General features: G+C 59.1%; 22 protein-coding genes. 13 read left to right on the top strand and 9 right to left on the bottom strand.

All coding sequences use genetic code 11. From position 1 onward, the window contains the following. The first annotated feature begins 1 nt into the window (after position 1). The 7 genes from rplO to rplQ all read left to right on the top strand — a co-directional run bounded on the left by rplO (position 2) and on the right by rplQ (position 5145). Positions 2–487: a 50S ribosomal protein L15 gene (gene rplO, locus MGMAQ_RS13145; protein WP_046021894.1), complete on the top strand. Its 486-nt coding sequence runs from the start codon at positions 2–4 to the stop codon at positions 485–487. A 53-nt stretch (positions 488–540) separates the two neighbouring features. Continuing rightward, a complete protein-coding gene (gene secY / locus MGMAQ_RS13140) occupies positions 541–1884 on the top strand; it encodes a preprotein translocase subunit SecY (protein ID WP_046021893.1) in 1344 nt (447 codons plus the stop codon). Then, positions 1881–2525 carry an adenylate kinase gene (locus MGMAQ_RS13135; RefSeq protein WP_046021892.1) on the top strand — a complete coding sequence of 215 codons (645 nt, stop codon included), beginning with the start codon at positions 1881–1883 and terminating at the stop codon, positions 2523–2525. Before secY ends, MGMAQ_RS13135 begins: the two co-directional genes overlap by 4 nt. A gap of 155 nt (positions 2526–2680) precedes the next feature. Further along, positions 2681–3052 (top strand): 30S ribosomal protein S13, encoded by a 372-nt coding sequence (gene rpsM / locus MGMAQ_RS13130; protein ID WP_046021891.1) that lies wholly within the window; start codon positions 2681–2683, stop codon positions 3050–3052. Between the two features lie 42 nt (positions 3053–3094). Beyond that, positions 3095–3487, top strand: coding sequence for a 30S ribosomal protein S11 (gene rpsK / locus MGMAQ_RS13125; RefSeq protein WP_046021890.1), 393 nt, complete (start codon positions 3095–3097; stop codon positions 3485–3487). Positions 3488–3582: 95 nt separating this feature from the next. Further along, positions 3583–4599 (top strand): DNA-directed RNA polymerase subunit alpha, encoded by a 1017-nt coding sequence (locus MGMAQ_RS13120; RefSeq protein WP_046021889.1) that lies wholly within the window; start codon positions 3583–3585, stop codon positions 4597–4599. Between the two features lie 111 nt (positions 4600–4710). Continuing rightward, positions 4711–5145, top strand: coding sequence for a 50S ribosomal protein L17 (gene rplQ, locus MGMAQ_RS13115; protein WP_046021888.1), 435 nt, complete (start codon positions 4711–4713; stop codon positions 5143–5145). 52 nt (positions 5146–5197) lie between these two features. Here rplQ and MGMAQ_RS13110 read toward each other — a convergent pair whose 3' ends face one another. Together MGMAQ_RS13110 and MGMAQ_RS13105 are read right to left on the bottom strand one after the other, a co-directional pair. Further along, positions 5198–6310 carry a glycosyltransferase family 9 protein gene (locus MGMAQ_RS13110; RefSeq protein ID WP_052716380.1) on the bottom strand — a complete coding sequence of 371 codons (1113 nt, stop codon included), beginning with the start codon at positions 6308–6310 and terminating at the stop codon, positions 5198–5200. Between the two features lie 6 nt (positions 6311–6316). Beyond that, positions 6317–6721: a DUF6165 family protein gene (locus MGMAQ_RS13105; protein WP_046023320.1), complete on the bottom strand. Its 405-nt coding sequence runs from the start codon at positions 6719–6721 to the stop codon at positions 6317–6319. A 116-nt stretch (positions 6722–6837) separates the two neighbouring features. Between MGMAQ_RS13105 and MGMAQ_RS13100 the strand changes: the two genes are divergently transcribed. Together MGMAQ_RS13100 and MGMAQ_RS13095 are read left to right on the top strand one after the other, a co-directional pair. Continuing rightward, positions 6838–8253: a DegQ family serine endoprotease gene (locus tag MGMAQ_RS13100; RefSeq protein ID WP_046021887.1), complete on the top strand. Its 1416-nt coding sequence runs from the start codon at positions 6838–6840 to the stop codon at positions 8251–8253. Positions 8254–8259: 6 nt separating this feature from the next. Next, the gene (locus tag MGMAQ_RS13095; RefSeq protein WP_046021886.1) at positions 8260–9552 is read left to right on the top strand and encodes a replication-associated recombination protein A; all 1293 of its coding nucleotides are present in this window, start codon (positions 8260–8262) and stop codon (positions 9550–9552) included. Between the two features lie 2 nt (positions 9553–9554). Here MGMAQ_RS13095 and MGMAQ_RS13090 read toward each other — a convergent pair whose 3' ends face one another. Further along, positions 9555–10661, bottom strand: coding sequence for a hypothetical protein (locus MGMAQ_RS13090; RefSeq protein ID WP_046021885.1), 1107 nt, complete (start codon positions 10659–10661; stop codon positions 9555–9557). 158 nt (positions 10662–10819) lie between these two features. On the opposite strand from MGMAQ_RS13090, the gene MGMAQ_RS13085 reads away from it, so the two are divergent. From MGMAQ_RS13085 to MGMAQ_RS13075, 3 genes are read left to right on the top strand one after another with little or no spacing between them, the layout of a single operon-like run. Then, the gene (locus tag MGMAQ_RS13085; RefSeq protein WP_046021884.1) at positions 10820–11323 is read left to right on the top strand and encodes a hypothetical protein; all 504 of its coding nucleotides are present in this window, start codon (positions 10820–10822) and stop codon (positions 11321–11323) included. Between the two features lie 39 nt (positions 11324–11362). Continuing rightward, positions 11363–11755 (top strand): fluoride efflux transporter CrcB, encoded by a 393-nt coding sequence (crcB, locus tag MGMAQ_RS13080; protein ID WP_046023319.1) that lies wholly within the window; start codon positions 11363–11365, stop codon positions 11753–11755. After that, entirely contained in the window at positions 11752–12738 is a 987-nt protein-coding gene (locus tag MGMAQ_RS13075) for an RluA family pseudouridine synthase (RefSeq protein ID WP_046021883.1), read from the top strand. Before crcB ends, MGMAQ_RS13075 begins: the two co-directional genes overlap by 4 nt. An 8-nt stretch (positions 12739–12746) precedes the next feature. On the opposite strand, the gene MGMAQ_RS13070 is transcribed toward MGMAQ_RS13075, so the two are convergent. From MGMAQ_RS13070 to MGMAQ_RS13060, 3 genes are all read right to left on the bottom strand, one after another. Further along, complete coding sequence (locus MGMAQ_RS13070; RefSeq protein WP_046021882.1) at positions 12747–13100, bottom strand: hypothetical protein; 354 nt, start codon at positions 13098–13100, stop codon at positions 12747–12749. Positions 13101–13236: 136 nt separating this feature from the next. After that, positions 13237–13989 carry an OmpA family protein gene (locus MGMAQ_RS13065; RefSeq protein ID WP_158498860.1) on the bottom strand — a complete coding sequence of 251 codons (753 nt, stop codon included), beginning with the start codon at positions 13987–13989 and terminating at the stop codon, positions 13237–13239. Positions 13990–14179: 190 nt separating this feature from the next. Next, on the bottom strand, positions 14180–14449 hold the full coding sequence (locus tag MGMAQ_RS13060) for a hypothetical protein (protein ID WP_046023317.1): 270 nt from the start codon (positions 14447–14449) through the stop codon (positions 14180–14182). Between the two features lie 183 nt (positions 14450–14632). Here MGMAQ_RS13060 and MGMAQ_RS13055 point away from each other — a divergent pair, with 183 nt between their 5' ends. Beyond that, positions 14633–14878, top strand: a complete 246-nt coding sequence (locus tag MGMAQ_RS13055; RefSeq protein ID WP_046021881.1) for a DUF4170 domain-containing protein — start codon at positions 14633–14635, stop codon at positions 14876–14878. Positions 14879–14969: 91 nt separating this feature from the next. Here the strand turns inward: MGMAQ_RS13055 and MGMAQ_RS13050 are convergent, their stop codons facing one another. The 3 genes from MGMAQ_RS13050 to MGMAQ_RS13040 are packed head-to-tail and all read right to left on the bottom strand — an operon-like array spanning position 14970 to position 18784. Then, entirely contained in the window at positions 14970–15254 is a 285-nt protein-coding gene (locus MGMAQ_RS13050) for an acylphosphatase (RefSeq protein ID WP_046021880.1), read from the bottom strand. Then, positions 15251–17236, bottom strand: coding sequence for an acetyl-CoA carboxylase biotin carboxylase subunit (accC, locus tag MGMAQ_RS13045; protein WP_046021879.1), 1986 nt, complete (start codon positions 17234–17236; stop codon positions 15251–15253). The genes MGMAQ_RS13050 and accC overlap by 4 nt, the downstream gene beginning before the upstream one ends. Before the next feature lie 15 nt (positions 17237–17251). Next, on the bottom strand, positions 17252–18784 hold the full coding sequence (locus MGMAQ_RS13040) for an acyl-CoA carboxylase subunit beta (RefSeq protein ID WP_046021878.1): 1533 nt from the start codon (positions 18782–18784) through the stop codon (positions 17252–17254). Positions 18785–18836: the final 52 nt, after the last annotated feature.

Below are 18836 nucleotides of genomic sequence, written 5' to 3'. Positions count from 1 at the left end.
GATGAAACTCAACGAGCTGCGTGACAACGAGGGCGCCCGCAAACCGCGCAAGCGGGTTGGTCGGGGCATCGGTTCCGGTCGCGGCAAGACAGCGACCAAGGGCCAAAAAGGTCAGAAGTCGCGGTCTGGCGTGTCCCTGGTGGGATTCGAAGGCGGTCAGATGCCGATCTATCGGCGTCTGCCCAAGCGGGGGTTCAAGAACCCGTTCCGCAAGGTCTTCGAAGTGGTCAATATCGGCCGCATCCAGAAAGCCATCGACGACGGCAAGCTGGACGCTTCCAAGGACCTGGACATCGCCGCCCTCGAGGCTGCGGGTCTGGTGACCAAGAAGCGGGACGGGGTCCGTCTGTTGGCCAAGGGTGAAATCACCGCCAAGGTGACCATCGCCGTGGATAGCGCCTCCAAGGGGGCCGTCGAGGCGGTTGAGAAGGCCGGGGGCAAGGTCACCGTGACCGCCGTCGCCGAGACCAAGGAAGCCGAAGCATAAGATTGGCCGCCCACGGGCGGTATTTCGAAGTTTGACAACGTAGGGGTCCGGGCATGGCATCCGCCGCCGAACAACTCGCCGCCAACATGAACTGGTCCGCCTTCGGTAAGGCGACCGAGCTCAAGCAACGTCTCTGGTTCACCCTGGGGGCGTTGATTGTTTACCGTTTGGGTACCTATATCCCGGTTCCGGGTATTGACCCGACGGTGCTCAAGGACGTGTTCGAACAGAACGCCGGGGGTATCCTGGGCATGTTCGACATGTTCGCCGGTGGTGCGTTGGGGCGCATGACAATCTTTGCCCTCAACATCATGCCCTACATCTCGGCTTCTATTATCATGCAGTTGCTGACCAGCGTGAATCCCACTCTGGAAGCCATGAAGAAAGAAGGCGAATCGGGCCGCAAGAAAATCAATCAGTACACCCGCTACGGCACGGTACTGATTTGTGCCCTGCAGGCCTATGGCATATCAACGGGACTGGAAGGCATGGCATCAAGCGCTGGCCCGGCGGTCACTGATCCCGGCTGGTTCTTCCGTTTCACCACCGTCATCACCCTGGTTGGCGGTACCATGTTCCTGATGTGGCTGGGTGAACAGGTTACCGCGCGTGGTGTCGGCAACGGGATTTCGTTGATCATTTTCGCCGGTATTGTCGCTAATCTGCCGTCGGCCTTGGCCGGAATGTTGGAAATGGGCCGCACCGGTGCCCTGCCGACCTTGCTGATCATTGTTTTGCTGTTCCTGTCGGTTGCGGTGATTTACGGCATCGTTTTCGTCGAGCGCGCCCAGCGTCGGATCATCATTCAGTATCCCAAGCGGCAACAGGGCAACAAGATGACCGGTGGCGACAGCTCGCACCTGCCGCTGAAGATCAACACTGCCGGTGTGATCCCACCCATCTTCGCCAGTTCTATTTTGTTGATGCCCATTACCGTGATCGGATTTTCCGCCGGGACCGGGCCGGAATGGCTGCAGACCGTTGCTCAGTTGCTGGGCCGCGGACAGCCGGTCTATATCCTGCTGTATTCCTCGCTGATCGCCTTTTTCGCCTTCTTCTATACGGCCATCGTCTTCAATCCCGCGGAGACTGCCGATAACCTGAAGAAGTATGGCGGCTTCGTGCCGGGCATCCGGCCGGGCAAAAATACTGCGGAATACCTGGACAAGATTCTCAGCCGCTTGACCGTGATCGGCGCCTCTTATCTGGTGTTGATCTGCCTGCTGCCTGAACTACTGATTTCTCAATGGGCCGTGCCGTTCTATTTCGGAGGAACGTCGCTGCTCATCGTGGTTACCGTGACAATGGATACGGTAGCCCAAATCCAAAGCCACATGTTGGCACACCAATACGAGGGCCTCATAAAGAAGGCCAAACTCAGGGGAAGAAATCGATGAACGTTATCTTTTTAGGCCCGCCGGGTGCGGGTAAGGGTACGCAGGCGAAGATTTTGGAGGAAACCTACGGCATGGTGCAGCTGAGCACCGGAGACATGCTGCGCGCCGAAGTGGCCGCGGGCTCCGATCTCGGCAAGGAAGCCAAGGCTGTCATGGAATCCGGTGGACTGGTGTCCGATGAGCTGGTGATTGGTATCATCTCCAGCCGCATCGACCAGGACGACTGCAAGGGCGGCTTCATGCTCGACGGCTTCCCGCGCACGGTGCCCCAGGCCGAGGCCTTGGACGTCATGCTCAAGGACAAAGGCTTCAACCTCGACCATGTGTTGGAGTTGCAGGTTGATGACGAACCCCTGATCGGGCGCATCACCGGTCGCTTCACCTGTGGCGATTGCGGCGAAGGCTACCATGACATGTTCAAGAAGCCCGCCAAGGAAGGCGTCTGCGACAAGTGTGGCAGCAGCAACATGAAGCGCCGCGCCGACGACAACGAGGAGACCGTGCGGGCCCGCTTGCAGGCCTACCATGATCAAACAGCCCCCATTGTCGGCCACTACGGCAAGCAGGGTCTGGTACGACCGGTGGACGGTAACACGGCCATCGACGAAGTGACCAACCAGCTCAAGACCATCCTGGGCTAAGAACCCGGGCGATCAAAATAAGCCGACATACCGGGTCTTCGGCCCGGTATGTCGGCGGGGCATTGACAAGCGCGCGATTCATCCTATAATCGCGCGTTCTTGTCCCGCCCGGGAACGGATTATTGTTGAAAAACAAAGACTAAGGAGAAACGGCTTTGGCGCGAATCGCTGGCGTAAATATCCCGACCCAAAAGCGGGTGGTGATTGCCTTGACCTATATATTTGGAATCGGGCCGAGCAAGTCCCAGGAGATCTGCGATCAAGTCGGTATCCCCATGGAACGGCGCGTGAATCAACTCACCGACGATGAAGTGGTGCGGATCCGCGAGATCATCGACACGGACTATACCGTGGAGGGCGACCTGCGTCGCGAGACCGCGATGAACATCAAGCGGCTCATGGACCTGGGTAACTATCGGGGTTTGCGCCATCGTCGTGGCCTGCCGGTCCGCGGTCAGCGTACCCACACCAATGCCCGTACCCGCAAGGGTAAGGCGACGCCTATTGCAGGCAAGAAGAAAGCTTAGTAATTCCGCTGAAAAGCGCTCAATACGTACGAAGGATCGGTTATGGCTAAAGCGACCACGACGCGTCCGCGCCGTCGCGACAGGAAGAATATCACTTCCGGTGTCGCGCATGTTAGCGCGAGCTTCAACAACACCATGATCACCATCACCGACGCCCAGGGCAATGCTATTTCCTGGTCTTCCGCCGGTGCCATGGGGTTCAAGGGCTCCCGTAAATCCACGCCGTACGCCGCACAGGTGGCGGCCGAGGACGCGGGCAAGAAGGCCGCCGATCATGGTATGAAAACCCTTGAGGTCGAGGTCAAAGGGCCCGGGTCGGGACGTGAGTCCGCCCTGCGGGCTCTGCAGACCGCTGGCTTCACCATTACGTCCATCAAGGACGTAACCCCGATCCCGCACAACGGGTGTCGGCCGCGCAAGCGCCGTCGGGTCTAGTCCGCCGTCCGTCCGGCGCGGAAAAATGCCGTTTCGCTTGGCCGGACCACTACCGGCCATCGGTTTTTATTTGATACGTGCATGGGGTCCCACTCGTGATTCAGAAAAATTGGCAGGAATTGATTAAGCCGACCAAGTTGGATATCAACGCGGGCGGTGATGCAAAGCGCAACGCGACCATCGTTGCCGAGCCTTTGGAGCGGGGTTTCGGCCTCACCCTGGGGAATGCTTTGCGGCGTGTGCTGCTGTCCTCCTTGCAGGGCGCGGCGGTGACCGCCGTCAAAATCGACAACGTGCTGCACGAATTCTCGTCGGTTCCCGGCGTGCGTGAGGATGTGACCGACATCGTCCTCAACATCAAGTCCATGGGCTTGGCGATGCATGGCGAAGGCCCCAAGCGGATGATGCTGGTGGCCGAAGGCCCGGGCGAAGTGACCGCGGGTCAGATTGATGCCGGTCATGACATCGAGATCATGGATCCGGATCTGGTGCTCTGCACCCTCGACGACGGGGCCAAGGTGACCATGGAACTGACCGTCGAGATTGGCAAGGGCTATGTCCCGGCGGCGCAGAACCGCCCCAAGGATTCGCCCGTTGGCTTGATCCCCATTGATGCCATTTTCTCGCCGGTGCGCAAGGTCGCTTACAAGGTTGATAATACCCGTGTGGGTCAGGTCACCGACTATGACAAACTGTCATTGGACGTGACCACCAACGGCACCATTTCGCCGGAAGACTCGGTGGCCCTGGCGGCCCGTATTCTTCAAGATCAGTTGCAGCTGTTCATCAACTTCGAAGAGCCGACGGTTTATGCTGAGGCCGAGAAGAAGGATGAATTGCCGTTCAACAAGAACCTGCTGCGCAAGGTGGACGAGCTGGAGCTTTCCGTCCGGTCCGCCAATTGCCTGAAGAACGACAACATCATCTATATCGGCGATCTAGTGCAAAAGACCGAGGCGGAAATGCTTCGTACACCGAACTTTGGTCGTAAGTCGCTGAACGAGATCAAGGAAGTGCTGACCCAGATGGGCCTGCACTTGGGCATGGAAATTGCCGATTGGCCGCCCGAGAATATCGAGGAACTGGCCAAACGGCTCGAAGAGCCCTACTAAGTTTCCCCAATTGGGGCGGGCCATAAGGGCCCACTCCGTTGCATCCCGGTGGGGGTAGCGGAATCAAGGATCGGCTTCGCGCGCGAGGCCCGGAGATGAGGAGAGACCGTCATGCGTCATCGTCTGAGTGGACGTAAACTGAACCGCACCAGCACGCACCGTAAGGCCATGTTTGCCAATATGACGGTGTCCCTGCTGACCCACGAGCAGATCAAGACCACCCTGCCCAAGGCCAAGGACCTGCGCAAATTTGCCGATAAGATGATCTCGCTTGGCAAGCGCGGCGATCTGCATGCCCGGCGTCAGGCCTTTTCCTTCCTGCGGAGCGACGAAGCGGTTTCCAAGCTGTTTTCCACTCTGGCAGATCGTTACAAGGAACGCCCCGGTGGGTACACCCGCGTCTTGAAGGCCGGGTTCCGTTATGGCGATGCCGCTCCGATGGCCTTCATCGAACTGGTGGACCGGGACCCAGAAGCCAAGGGTGCCGAAGACAAGGCTCGTGTCGAAGCGGAGCGCGAGTTCGACGAGACACCCGAGGAAGAGTAAGTCTCTTTCCCCGTGAAATGTTTCGGAAAAGGCGGTCTTCGGGCCGCCTTTTCTATGTCAGGAGGTCTTTGATCTTGGTCAGAATTCGGTCCGGGTCCAATTTGGCGACACAAGGGAACATGCCATCCTTGAGATCCTTGGGACAGGATCCCAGGCAACCCTGACATTCCATGGGCTGATACAGGAAATGGGCGTTGTCCGGGGTGATTTCCGGTGCGTAGGGGACGATTTCAGATACATAGGCGGCGCTGGCCAGACCCAGCGTCGGGGCGCCCACGGCGATGGCCAGATGCATTAAGGCCGTATCCACGGAAATGACCAGCTTGGCTGCCCGCAGGCGTGGCACCAGATCCTCGAACAGGGAATCGTCAAAAGATACGCCGTTGTGCTCCATGAGCGCGCGGTAGGTCGGATGTTTGTCCAAGTCTCCTGGAGCCCCCAGAACGACGGTGCTGAACCCGGCGGGCAGATTGGCGATAATCGTTTCGTAAAGTGCCACCGGGCTTTGCTTGGCGGCCACGGCGGAGAAGGGCTGGATCAGCACTTCCGGGTGGTCGGATGAGGCAGCCGGCGCCAGCAAGTTCTCAGGGAGCCGGGCCAAGGGTGGCGGCAGGGATTCACCAGTCAGCCAGTTGGCAAAATTGGTCCAACGCACCACCTTGTCCACATGCCGATGGCCGCTGTCGAACAGGCGACCATAGAGTTGTCGATTCCGTCGCAGGGCCACGTCATACTTGGACCAGGGGCGCGGCTCCATGGCGGCGGTCTCCGGGGCTCGACAGGCTGCCAACAGGGCCTCGTCAAGAAGTGGATGGCGCAGGTAGTCGGTGGAGATCACCAAGCGATAGCGGGCCCTCTCCAGGATTCGGAAGACCGATCGGCGATAGGGTATGTTTTTCAGCAGGCGACCGTAATCAACGATTTGCACCTGGATGTCCGGTGGAAACAAAAAGGCCATTTTGGCCGCTTCCCGGCGCAGCAGAACGGTTACTGTCTCGCCCCTTTGCGCCAATGCGGTCAGCCGGGGAAGGATCAGCGAAAACAGCACCGTATCGCCCAGTCCGCCACTGGAAATTAGCAATAGTCCCGCCCCATCCTTGTGGCGCGGGCCTAGACGGCGGGTCAGTCCCTCGTAGGTGTCGAACAGGCGGGTGGCAAAGGGCATGGGGCCTCAGTACTCGGCGTAGGATTTTTCTTCGACCAATCGCGAGCCGAGCAAGGTATTGATATCTTTTTTGCGGGCCGCGCGCTTGTCGTTGGTTATATATACCGCCCGGGCCAGTTCAATAAAGCGAGGACCGAAATCGCCGTCTCTCTCGCAGTCGCGGATACGGTCTTCAATGTCCCACAACGCCTCATTGATGGTCTTGAGTTGGGCGGTCAGGTTTTCCAGCTCTCCCGATGGCGGCAAGGCGCTATCCCGAGCGGCGGTCAGAGTCTGGTGTTCGATGCGCACGTTGTCCAGTTTCTGGGCATCGGTCATTCGGGCCAGCTTGATTTCCAAAATGGTGATTTTGTCGATCAATTCACCCGGGGCAATCTCGACGGAAACGGTCGCTGTGGCGGTTGAGGGCACGATGACTCCTTGCGCAAAAGAATTTCCAGACCAGATTTGATAACGGGTCCGGCGGCGGGACACCAGCCGTTTCCGCATGATAAACTGTCGACCATTGAAATGGGAAAGGTTCAACGATGATTTTGCGATATCTGATACCGGTGGTCCTGGCGATCTTTCTGCTGGCCGGTCCGGCTCAGGCCAAACCCAAATGGGTGCCCTCCGACAAGGCCGAGATGCAGATGTCCTTTGCCCCGCTGGTCAAGCACACGGCACCGGCGGTGGTGAATATCTATACCCGCAAGGTGGTTCGCACCCGGCGACAATTGTCCTTGTTCGACGACCCCTTTTTCCGCCGTTTCTTCGGTGATCTTGGCATGCCGCGCGGCAACGGTGGCAGCAAGAAGAAGATACAGAACAGCCTGGGCTCCGGGGTGATCTTGCGCCCCGACGGCATCGTTGTGACCAATAATCACGTCATCGAGGGCGCCGACGAAATCACGGTGGTGCTGGCCGACCGACGGGAGTTCGATGCCGAGATCCTGGGCAGCGACGAGCGCACCGATATCGCGGTTTTGCAACTCAAGACCGATGGCGAAAATTTGCCCCATCTGGAATTCAAGGACTCCGATGAGTTGGAAGTGGGGGACCTGGTGCTGGCCATCGGCAACCCCTTTGGGGTCGGTCAGACAGTGACCAGTGGCATCGTATCCGGCCTGGCCCGCACCCAGGTGGGGATTTCCGACTACAATTCCTTCATCCAAACCGATGCGGCGATCAATCCTGGCAATTCCGGCGGGGCGTTGGTGGGGATAGACGGGCGGTTGGTCGGTATTAACACGGCCATCTTTTCCAAGAGCGGAGGATCCCATGGCATCGGCTTCGCCATCCCGGCCAATATGGTCAAGGTCGTGGTGCGCCAGTTGACCAGCGACGGCAAGCTGGTACGGCCTTGGTTCGGCGCATCGGGCCAAAGGGTCACGGCGGATATCGCCGCGTCCTTGGGTCTGGATCGTCCGGCAGGGGTGCTGATCAATGACGTATGGAAAAAGGGGCCGGCGGATCGGGGCAACCTGAAAGTGGGCGATGTGGTGCTGAGCGTGAACGGCAAAACGGTCGATGACCCAGAATCCTTGAAATTCCGTATCGCCACCTTGGAGGTGGGCGGCAAGGCCAAGCTGGACATCTGGCGCCGTGACCGCCATCGGACATTGCGCATACCGTTGTCTCCGGCCCCAGAAGAGCCGGGCCGGGATGAGACGGAGTTAGAAGGCCGCTCGCCCTTAAGCGGCGCGGTGGTGGTCAATCTGTCCCCGGCGGTCGTGGAAGAGATGGGGCTGGCGAATCTGGAATCGGGGGTGGTGATCACCAAAATCCGCCGGGGCAGTTCCGCCCATCGCTTCGAGTTCAAGCCCGCAGACCGTATCCTGGCCATCAATCAAGCCCGGGTGGAATCGGTGGATAAACTGCGGCGCATGCTGCGTCAACGCACCGAGAGTTGGCGCATCACCCTGAATCGGGATGGTCGCAATCTCAGTCTGGTGATCCGGTAGCGCCCCGTGAGCACCTTGTTCGAAAGCCAGGCGCCGCGCCCTCTGGCCGACCGTCTGCGGCCGGCCAGGCTGGACGAGGTGGTGGGGCAGGGGCATCTGCTGGCCGAAGATGGGCCCCTGAGCCGTATGCTCACCGCCCAGCGGCTGTCCTCGATCATCTTTTGGGGGCCGCCGGGGACCGGTAAGACCACCATCGCCCGCTTGGTGGCCGACGAAATCGACCTGCATTTCGAACCCCTGTCCGCGGTGTTTTCCGGCGTCGCGGACCTGCGTAAGGTATTCGAACGGGCCAAGGGTCGCCGGGCGACCGGACAGGGAACACTCTTGTTTATCGACGAAATCCATCGCTTCAACCGTGCCCAGCAGGACGGCTTCCTGCCCTATGTGGAGAACGGCACGGTGGTCCTTGTCGGTGCCACGACGGAGAATCCGTCCTTCGAACTCAATGCCGCCTTGTTGTCGCGCTGTCGGGTGCTGGTGCTCAACCGCCTTGATGACGCGGCCTTGGAAACCCTTTTGAGTCGCGCCGAAACGGATATGGGATTCGCCCTGCCGGTGGACAATGATGCCCGCGCTGCCCTGCGCGCCATGGCCGACGGGGATGGGCGCTATCTGCTCAACATGGCCGAGGCCCTGTTCGACTTGCCGCCGGAGGTGAACCTGGATACGGCGGCATTGACCGAGACCGTACACAAGCGGGCGCCGCTCTACGACAAGGCCCAGGAGGGCCACTACAACCTCATCAGCGCCCTGCACAAGAGCCTGAGGGGGTCTGACACCGATGCGGCGCTTTATTGGATGGCCCGCATGCTGACCGCCGGAGAGGATCCTTTGTATATCCTGCGGCGGCTGACCCGCTTCGCCTCGGAGGATATCGGTCTGGCCGATCCTCAGGCCCTGCCGCAAGCCCTGGCGGCCTGGGACGCCTATGAGCGTCTGGGCTCGCCGGAAGGGGAACTGGCCTTGGTCCAATTGGTGATCTATCTGGGCACGGCGCCCAAGTCCAATGCCGCCTATATGGCCGAAAAGGCCGCCAAGCGGCTGGCCAAGCAATCGGGATCCCTGATGCCGCCCAAACATATCCTCAACGCTCCCACGGCGATGATGAAGGATATGGACTATGGCAAGGGCTATGCCTACGACCACGATACCGCCGAGGGCTTCTCCGGGCAGAACTATTTTCCCGACGGCATGCGCCGCCCCAGCCTTTATGAACCCGGCGAGCGTGGCTTCGAACGGGAAATCGGCAAGCGCTTGGCCTATTGGGAGGGGCTGCGCGGCAAGCGTGACCAGGGTTGATTTCAGGCCTCTAGGAAGTCCTCGTAGACATAGTCCAGATCGTCATACCTCAGTTCCTGGTCGACCAGATCCCGATGGATCAATTGAATCTCCCAATAGACTTTGAGACCATGGCTGGAGCCGATTTCAAGGGGTGGATACAGCGCCTTGAACATGGGGGTGAAGTCCACGTCTCCGGTAAAATAATCCGCGATGGGAATGCCGACGGGAATGTGCGCCACCTTTTTCGTGTACAGCGTGACGGCCCGCCCGGCCTTTTCAAAGGATTCCAAGGAACGATTCTTTCCTCTTCCGCGCCAGACCTGTCCACATTCCAGGTTGGCGGCGACGACCCGCAGCTCGATATTTCTCAGGTCGATCCGGGATTGGCCCGCGACCAGGCGGGAAACGGGGATTCGGTCGCCAAGGCGGATCGCGGATCGCGGTTCGGGCCGGGTCAGAAGGATATAGCGCCGCAAGATCCGCTTCATGAGCGACCAGGATGCCCTGACAATGAAAAACAGGCCCGCCAGGGTAAAAAGTAAGGTTTCCATCGGACTGTCACCGCGCTCAAAAAAGATCTCTTGGCCCAGCGGAACCGTCAGATCGTGATGGAGCACCCAGAAGATTCCGCCGATCATGCCCAGCGCCAGGATCACGACCAACCCGAACAGGAGACGGGCGGGCCACGAGATCGCGCCGATATTGGCGGTCATCGAGAAATCATCCCTGGGGTCGATCGTGCGGATCGGGTCGCCCGTCGGTTTTTCCTTGTCGATGGGATGGACCGGCAGGTCTTGAGAGATCTTGGTGTCGAAGATCAAGCCGTCATCCACTTTCAGCCAGGCCAAGGTTCGGATGCTGATCGAGGGACCGTCGTAGGAGAAGGTCCGTAGGGGCTCATCCGGCAGGTCGATCCGAACGGCGGGCTGATCCAGCATGAGGTCCGTACTGAAATGGACTTCTTCCTCGTTGACCGGGTCACTGTCCTTCACCGTCACCTTGGTGAGGATTCGGAATGTGGCTTCGTGCCCCAAGAGGGTCGAATCATTGATGGTCAGGGTACAGTGACTCGGCCCGCGATCCTCGCCGTCGGGTCTGTCCAATTGAAAGGTGACGCGCTCATTCATGGGGGTACTCACAATAACTATACAATAATGGGGAAGTGTCACCGAGCAACGGGCCCCTGTCCAGCCTAATTCTCCGGAGCATCATTTGCAGTCTGCTTATTTTTCCTGTATTATCAAAGCATAAGGGGTATCTTCGCGGCTACGCACGAGGTTTAATCATGCTTCAGCGTTTGTTGATCCTTTGCTTTCTTGCCACGGTCTTTCTCGTGACTCCCGCCCAGGCCGAGCGCCCGTTCAAGGTTGCCTGGGGTGTGTCCTGCGACAAGGTGATCAAGACCTACGGTAAGGCGGGCAACTTCACCATGCCCATGACGGTCAATAACAAGCCACGCTACCAAATGGACTTTCTCGGCATTCCGGCTCGGGTTGAATTCGACTGTTTGGATGGGAGTGCGTTCAAGGTTGGGCGACTTGGAACCGTTGAAGTCATTGTCGAGGAATACAAGGGTGTTGAGGACAAGAAGGACGCCGAGGATTTCTGCATCGCCTTTGCCGAGAGTTTGGCCAAGCTGTATGGCGGTCCTTACGTCTATTCCGCCAGCTTTCGTTGGGAAACGGGGAAGTCGTTCGTTACCCTGCGCTGTGGCCGCAAGGGCAAGCTGATTACTCTGACCTATGATTCCGCCAAGTTCTTCAACGACAAGGGGCTGCGGATTAAATAGACTGGGCCCCGCGCCATGGCCTGTGCTAAACCTCGCGCCATGAGCCAGCCTGTTTTAATCCTTTCCATTGCCTTGGGCGGCGCCGTGGGCGCCGTGTCCCGCTATGGGGTGTCGGTCAAGATGACCCAATGGTTCGGTCATGGCTTTCCCTATGGCACCCTGGCGGTGAATATCCTCGGGTCCCTGCTGCTGGGTATCATGGCCGAGCTTTTGGCGCGGAGCTGGGATCCGTCGCCGGAATTGCGTGATGCCCTGCGGGTCGGCTTCCTGGGCGCTTTCACCACTTTTTCCACCTTTTCGCTGGATATCTACACTCTGGTGCTGGAGCGTCATGAGTATCTGGCGGGGGCCCTGTATGTGGTGGGATCCTTGGTGCTGGGTGTCGGGGCACTGATCGGTGGCTTGATGCTGGCCCGGCTGTTTCTGCCATGACCGGTGTGCAGCATATCCCGGTGCCCGAGGACGACGATGGCATGCGGCTGGACCGCTGGTTCCGGCGTTTGTTCCCGCAGGTCAATCAAGGGCGCCTGCAAAAACTTCTGCGCAGCGGCCAGATCCGTGTCGATGGCGGGCGGGTCAAGGCGGCCCATCGTTTGACTTCGGGACAACAGGTGCGGGTACCGCCGTTGGGAGATCCGGTCGCGGCACAACCGAAGCCCTATCAGCCCATCGACCCCCGCCAGGCCGACGATCTGCGGCAGCGCATCCTGCACCAGGACGACCATCTTCTGGTCATCGACAAGCCTGCCGGATTGGCCGTCCAGGGGGGCAGCGGTACCACGAAACATCTGGATGGCATGCTCGACGCGCTCAAGCTGGGGGCCAAGGAACGTCCGCGGCTGGTGCATCGATTGGATAAGGATACCGCGGGCGTGCTGGTCCTGGCGCGCTCGGCCAAGGTGGCTCGGGAACTTACCGCTTTGTTCAAATCCCGCGAGGCGCGCAAGCTCTATTGGGCCGTGGTGGTGGGTATTCCGAGCCCTGACCAGGGCCGCATTGTCGCGCCGCTGGTGAAGCTGCCGGGCAAGGCCGGCGAGCGAGTGGTGGTCGACGAGGAACAAGGCAAAAAGGCCGAGACCGAATTCCGCATCGTGGACAGAGCCGGCAACAAAGCCGCCTGGCTGGCCTTGGAGCCGCTCACCGGACGCACCCACCAACTGCGCGCCCATTGCCTCTATTTGGGAAAACCGATCCTGGGAGACGGCAAATACGGCGGCCCGGAGGCTTTCTTATCGGGCGTGCCACAGGCCAAGAAACTTCATCTGCTGGCCCGGGCAATCCGTTTCCCCCATCCGGCGGGGGGCATGCTGGAAGTCACCGCCCCGCTGCCGCCACATATGGCGCAGACATGGGAATACCTGGGCTTTCAGGCGAACCTGAAAGATCCTGAAGCGGGTTTCGGGGAATACGAGTAGCGAAAGGCCTATTTGACGCCGACGCAGCGGATTTTGTCGCCAGATTGCCGGATCTGAATCTCGTAGGAGGCGGGGATGGTCCCCTTGCAGACGCCAGTGCGGGTCTGCGGACCGGCCAGAGCGGTCACAACAAATTTCAGATTGGAAAATTTATCGCCGCCCCGATTGCAATTGGCCTGCTGCCAATCACAGCATTCGATGACGCCGGGCGAAACCTTGGACTTGAACTTTCCGCCGGAAAGAATGCTGACCTTGACCGGGGTTGCGGTGCCGTTGTTGACGCAAATGGCTTGGGCCGGTTCGGAATAGCTCATCAAGCCAATAGCCATGGCCAACGCAATAAGGGAAATCTTTAGCGGCATAATCATCTCCGGGTAGGGTCGTTCCGAACGCCTTCTGGATAGCATGTTCCGACCACAGGTCAAGTTATCATTAGCGGCAAACAAAGAAAAACGGCACCCCGAAAGGTGCCGTTTCCCTGTTGTCAGGTGATCCCGATTACGGGGTCACGACCACTTCCACGCGGCGGTTGGCGCCTTCCATGACTTCGTCATTGGTGGCAACAGCCAGCTTGCCTTCGCCATAAGCGTTGACGATCACGCCACCTTTGACCTTGCCCTGCAGGGCGGCGGCCACGGCGTCGGCCCGCTTCTGAGCCAGCATGGTGTTATAGGCGGACGGGCCCATGGTGTCGGTGTGACCGGCAATGTCCACGGAGGCGGCGTTGATGTCGCCGAAGTAGGACGCGATCTTATCGACAATCATCATGCCGGTATCATCAACATTGGCCTTGTCGAAACCGAAGTAGATGACGAAGGTCTTGGGCTTCGGCGACGGCATCACCGGCTTCGGCATGGGCTTGGCCATCGGCTTCGGCTCCAATTCCTTCATGGCGGCCTCGAAGTCGGCGCGGCATTTGGCGATATCTTCGGGCTGGAAGTTTTCTTCCTGCTCCTGCATCCAGCAGTCGAACATGGCCTGGGCACGGGCGGCGGCGGCCGGGTTGGACGTCTTGGCCGCAGGCAGCACGCTCATCAGGGCGGCGCGGGCATCGGTCAAATCCTTGACGTTGTCACCCGGCAGGTCACGTTCTGCGATCGCCTGCGCCATCACATCGGTGCCCATGGCCGCGGAACGGCCCTTGTTGTTGAAGTAAGCGGCATCGCCCCAGTCGCCTTCGTCGCGCTCCATGGTGGCGAGTCCAACGTATTCGCTTTTCAGCGCATCGGCAAAGGCGGTGTCGCCTTTCATCGCTTGTGTTCCGTCCATATCCCAGTTGGACGCGCAACCAGCCACAAAGGCCATCGCGGCTACGGGTAGAATTGCTTTTGCAAGGGTTTTCATTTTGCCCACCTCTCGGTTCATTCAGAAAAGAAGATTGATGTGATATGGGGAGACGCTCCCCGGGATTGAACTGATAATTTGTTTTTTCGGCGCTCGGTTACTTTTTCTGCGATTCGCCGGTGGTCTGCAAGGCCACTGTGTCTCCAGTGATGGTGAAGGTAACGGTTCCGTCGGCGGCATTATAGGTCCATTGCTCAATGGGTCCCATTTTGCTCAGCTCATCGGGCTTGCCAAGGATTGATTCCAGTTGTTGCCGGGTATCGGCGGAGCGGGCCTTGTCGACGATTTCCTGTTTGCTGGGATCGCCACAGGCCGCAAGGGTCAGCAGGGCACAGCCCGCGACCAGTCCGCTTAAATACTTTCTCATGATCATTCTCCAAAAATCCCCTGATGGATCGATCCATCCCCATGGAAACCTTAAAACTATGGACCAAACGATAGGTGATTCCAATGGCTAAAGTGTGGCGGTTCCGGTTCGGACTTGTGTTTTATGTGCGGTGCAGCGTAGTTTGGGTAAAATATCCACATTCATTGAGGAGAATTGGCTTCCATGGATCGTCCCCTGCTTCATCTGGTGTTTGGCGGAGAGGTGGAAAGCCCCTCCGGCAACGTATTCGTCGATTCCGACAACCTTCATATCGTTGGCATGTTTCCCAACTATGACGAGGCCTTGCAAGCCTGGCGAGCCGCCAGTCAGGCCCGCGTGGATGAGGCCCATACCAAGTACGTTATTGTCCATCTGCATCGGCTGGTCGACCCGGACCATCCGGAAGCGACGGGCCAAGAGAACCCCTGACAGAGCATCTCCGGCCACCGCCACAACCGAAACATATTGATGATTCGGTTGTGGTTCATGGGAAATATTGCAGGATTATTCCGGGTCCGATTTAAATGGTCGGGCGTTGGGAGAAGCCGGTCTCGACGGGCGAATCGGCGGGTTTGGGAAAGACTCCGTCTACCCGAGCCGCTGTTGGCCCGCGTTCACAAGCAGCCAACATGTCGTTGACCCGGTCGGTGAGGCCACTAAACAGGGCCTCCACTGAGCCATCGCTTCGATTGCGCACCCACCCGTCCAGGCCGCGCTTTTGCGCTTCGGTCATGGTCCAGCCGCGATACCAGACTCCTTGGACCCGTCCTTCAATGCGCACCAAGACGCATTTGCGGTCGCTCATTCAAACTCCAGAATGATCTGGTCCACGGCCAAGCTGTCGCCGGTACCGGCATGGGCTTTCTTGACCACGCCATCTTGGGACGCGCGCAGCACGTTCTCCATCTTCATGGCTTCGACCACGGCCAATTCCTCGCCTTCCTTGACTTCCTGGCCTTCTTCAACCGCCACCGAGAGCAACAGCCCCGGCATGGGCGACAGCAGATAGCGGGACATGTCCGGCGGTTCCTTGTGGGGCATGAGCTCCTGCAGGCTCGCGGTGACCGGGGACAAGACCAGGGCATCGGCCTGGGACCCGGCATGGAACATGCGATATCCGAAGCTGTGCCGTTCCACCTGCACGCAGACCGGCCGGGTATTGATCTTGGCCCGGAACAGCGGTTGACCCAGCTGCCAATTGCTCAGCACCTGATAGGGTTCGGTATCCACCACAATCTTAAAGCCGCCGTCGATGGGTTCCACCTGCGTTGAGTAGCGTTTGTCACCCACGTAGGTGATCCAATCATAGCCCACTTCTCGTTCGCGTCCGGCCACCTGGCCCGAGATTTTCGCCGCGCGGGTCTGATAGGCTTGGTGAATGAAACTGGCGACCGACACCAACAGGCAAGGATCATCATGCGGTACGTCGGCGGGATGGAACCCGTCGGGATATTCCTCGGCGATGAAATTGGTGGTGATCTTGCCTGATTGGAAACGCGGGTGATCCATCAAGGCTGCGAGGAAGCTGATGTTGTGCGATACGCCGCGAATATGGAATTCGTCCAATGCCCGCTGCATATGTTGGGTGGCATGCTTGCGGTCGGCGCCGTAGGTCACCAGCTTGGCGATCATGGGATCGTAATACATGGAGATCTCGCCACCTTCATAGACGCCGGTATCCACGCGCACGTACTTGCTTTCCTCGGGCGGCACGTAATGGGTCAGGCGCCCGATGGAGGGCAGGAAGTTGCGGAACGGGTCTTCGGCATAGATCCGAGACTCGATAGCCCAGCCCCTGATGCTGACACCGCTTTGGTCAAAGGGCAGTTTCTCTCCGTAGGCGACACGGATCATCAGTTCCACCAGATCAAGACCGGTGATGAACTCGGTGACCGGGTGTTCCACTTGCAAGCGGGTATTCATTTCCAGGAAAAAGAAATTACGTTCCTTGTCGACGATGAATTCGACGGTGCCCGCTGATTCGTAGTTCACGGCTTTGGCCAAGGCCACCGCCTGCTCACCCATGGCCCTGCGTACCTGCGGGGTGAGGAAGGGCGAGGGGGCTTCTTCGATGACCTTTTGGTGGCGACGCTGGATCGAGCATTCGCGCTCGCCCAGATAGACCGTATTGCCGAAGCTGTCAGCTATCACCTGGATTTCGATGTGGCGCGGTTCCTCGATGAACTTCTCCACGAAGACCCGGTCATCGCCAAAGCTTGATGCCGCCTCGGAGCGAGACCGTTCCAAGCCGTCGCGGCATTCGTCGTCATTCCAGGCGATGCGCATGCCCTTGCCGCCACCGCCGGCAGAGGCCTTCAGCATGACCGGATAGCCGATCTGGTTGGCGATCGTGACAGCTTCTTCGGCGTCGGACACGGCGTCCGGGTGGCCGGGCACGCAACTCACACCGGCCTCGTTGGCCAGTTTCTTGGAGGTGATCTTGTCGCCCATTGAAATCATTGCTTCCGGGCCCGGCCCGATAAGTTTGATCCCCTCTTTCTTCAGGCGTCGGGCGAATTCGGCATTCTCGGATAGGAAGCCATAGCCAGGGTGCACTGCCTCGGCGCCGGTATCCTTGCAGGCCTGTACAATGGCGTCGGCCACCAGATAGGACTGATTGGTCGGCGGCGGTCCGATACAGACCCGCTCATCGGCCATGTCCACATGAAGGGCGTCCTTGTCGGCTTCGGAAAACACCGCAACGGTGGTGATTCCCATCTTCTTTGCCGTCTTGATGACCCGGCAGGCGATTTCACCACGGTTGGCGATCAGAATTTTTTTGAACATCAGTCTGCCTCCATCCTAGAGCGGAATGTTCCCGTGCTTGCGCCACGGGTTTTCCACTTTCTTGTTGCGCAACATGGCCAGCGAGCGGCAGATCCGCTTGCGGGTGTTGTGCGGCATGATCACGTCGTCGATGAAACCACGGTGACCGGCGATGAAGGGATTGGCGAATTTCTGCCGATACTCCTCGGTGCGAGCGGAGATCTTTTCTTCGTCCCCCATATCCTGACGGAAAATGATCTCCACGGCACCCTTGGGACCCATGACGGCGATTTCCGCCGATGGCCAGGCGAAGTTCACATCACCCCTGAGGTGCTTGGAGCTCATCACGTCATAGGCGCCACCATAGGCCTTGCGGGTAATGACCGTGACCTTGGGTACAGTGGCCTCGGTAAAGGCATAGAGCAGCTTGGCGCCGTGTTTGATGATGCCGCCATATTCCTGTGCCGTGCCGGGCATGAAGCCGGGGACATCGACAAAAGTGACGATGGGAATATTGAAGGCGTCGCAGAAACGAACAAAGCGTGCTGCCTTGCGGGAACTGTCGATATCCAGGCAGCCCGCCAGCACCATGGGCTGGTTGGCGACGATGCCAACCGTCGAGCCTTCCATGCGGCCCAGGCCGATGATTATATTGGCGGCGAAGTCCGGTTGCAGTTCGAAGAACTCGCCCTCGTCGAGAACCTTGGTGATCAGTTCCTTCATGTCGTAGGGCTTGTTGGGATTGTCCGGGATAATGGTATCGAGCGAGAAATCCTGGCGGTGGGCCTTGTCCGGGGTCGGGCGGACCGGCGGCTGTTCCTTGTTGCTCGACGGCAGGAAATCCATGAACCGACGCAGCATCAACAAGGCCTGAACATCGTTCTCGAAAGCCAGGTCGGAAACACCGGATTTGGAAGAATGAGTCTTGGCGCCGCCCAGTTCCTCGGCGGTGACTTCTTCGTGGGTCACCGTCTTCACCACGTCGGGGCCGGTGACAAACATATAAGACGTGTCTTCGACCATGAAGATGAAGTCCGTCATGGCCGGGGAGTATACCGCGCCACCAGCACAGGGGCCCATGATCACCGAGATCTGCGGCACCACGCCCGAGGCCAATACATTGCGTTCAAATACCTCGGCGTATCCGGCAAGGGAGTCGACGCCTTCTTGGATGCGTGCCCCGCCGGAATCGTTGAGGCCGATCACCGGGGCGCCCACTTCAATGGCCCGGTCCATGATCTTGGTGATCTTGGCCGCATGGCTTCCAGAGAGAGAGCCGCCGAAGACAGTGAAGTCCTGGCTGAACAAAAAGACAAGGCGCCCGTTGATGGTGCCATAGCCGGTTACCACGCCGTCGCCCGGCGTTTTATTGCCCTCCATACCGAAGTCGGTACAGCGATGCTCGACGAACATGTCCCATTCTTCGAAAGTTCCGGGGTCAAGCAAAAGCTCGATGCGCTCGCGAGCCGTGAGCTTGCCTTTGGCATGCTGGGAATCGATACGGCGTTGGCCGCCGCCAAGCCGCGCGAGACGGCGTTTTTCGTCGAGTTGTCGGATAATATCGTGCATGGGGTCTCCCCTCGGTTATTCTTTGCACCGAACGGCAATATGCCGTGATAGC

Origin of the sequence: Magnetospira sp. QH-2, assembly GCF_000968135.1 — a bacterium.
GTDB lineage: Bacteria > Pseudomonadota > Alphaproteobacteria > Rhodospirillales > Magnetospiraceae > Magnetospira.
The sequence above is the reverse complement of the archived record's forward strand: the minus strand, read 5'-3'. Positions and strand labels throughout refer to the sequence as shown.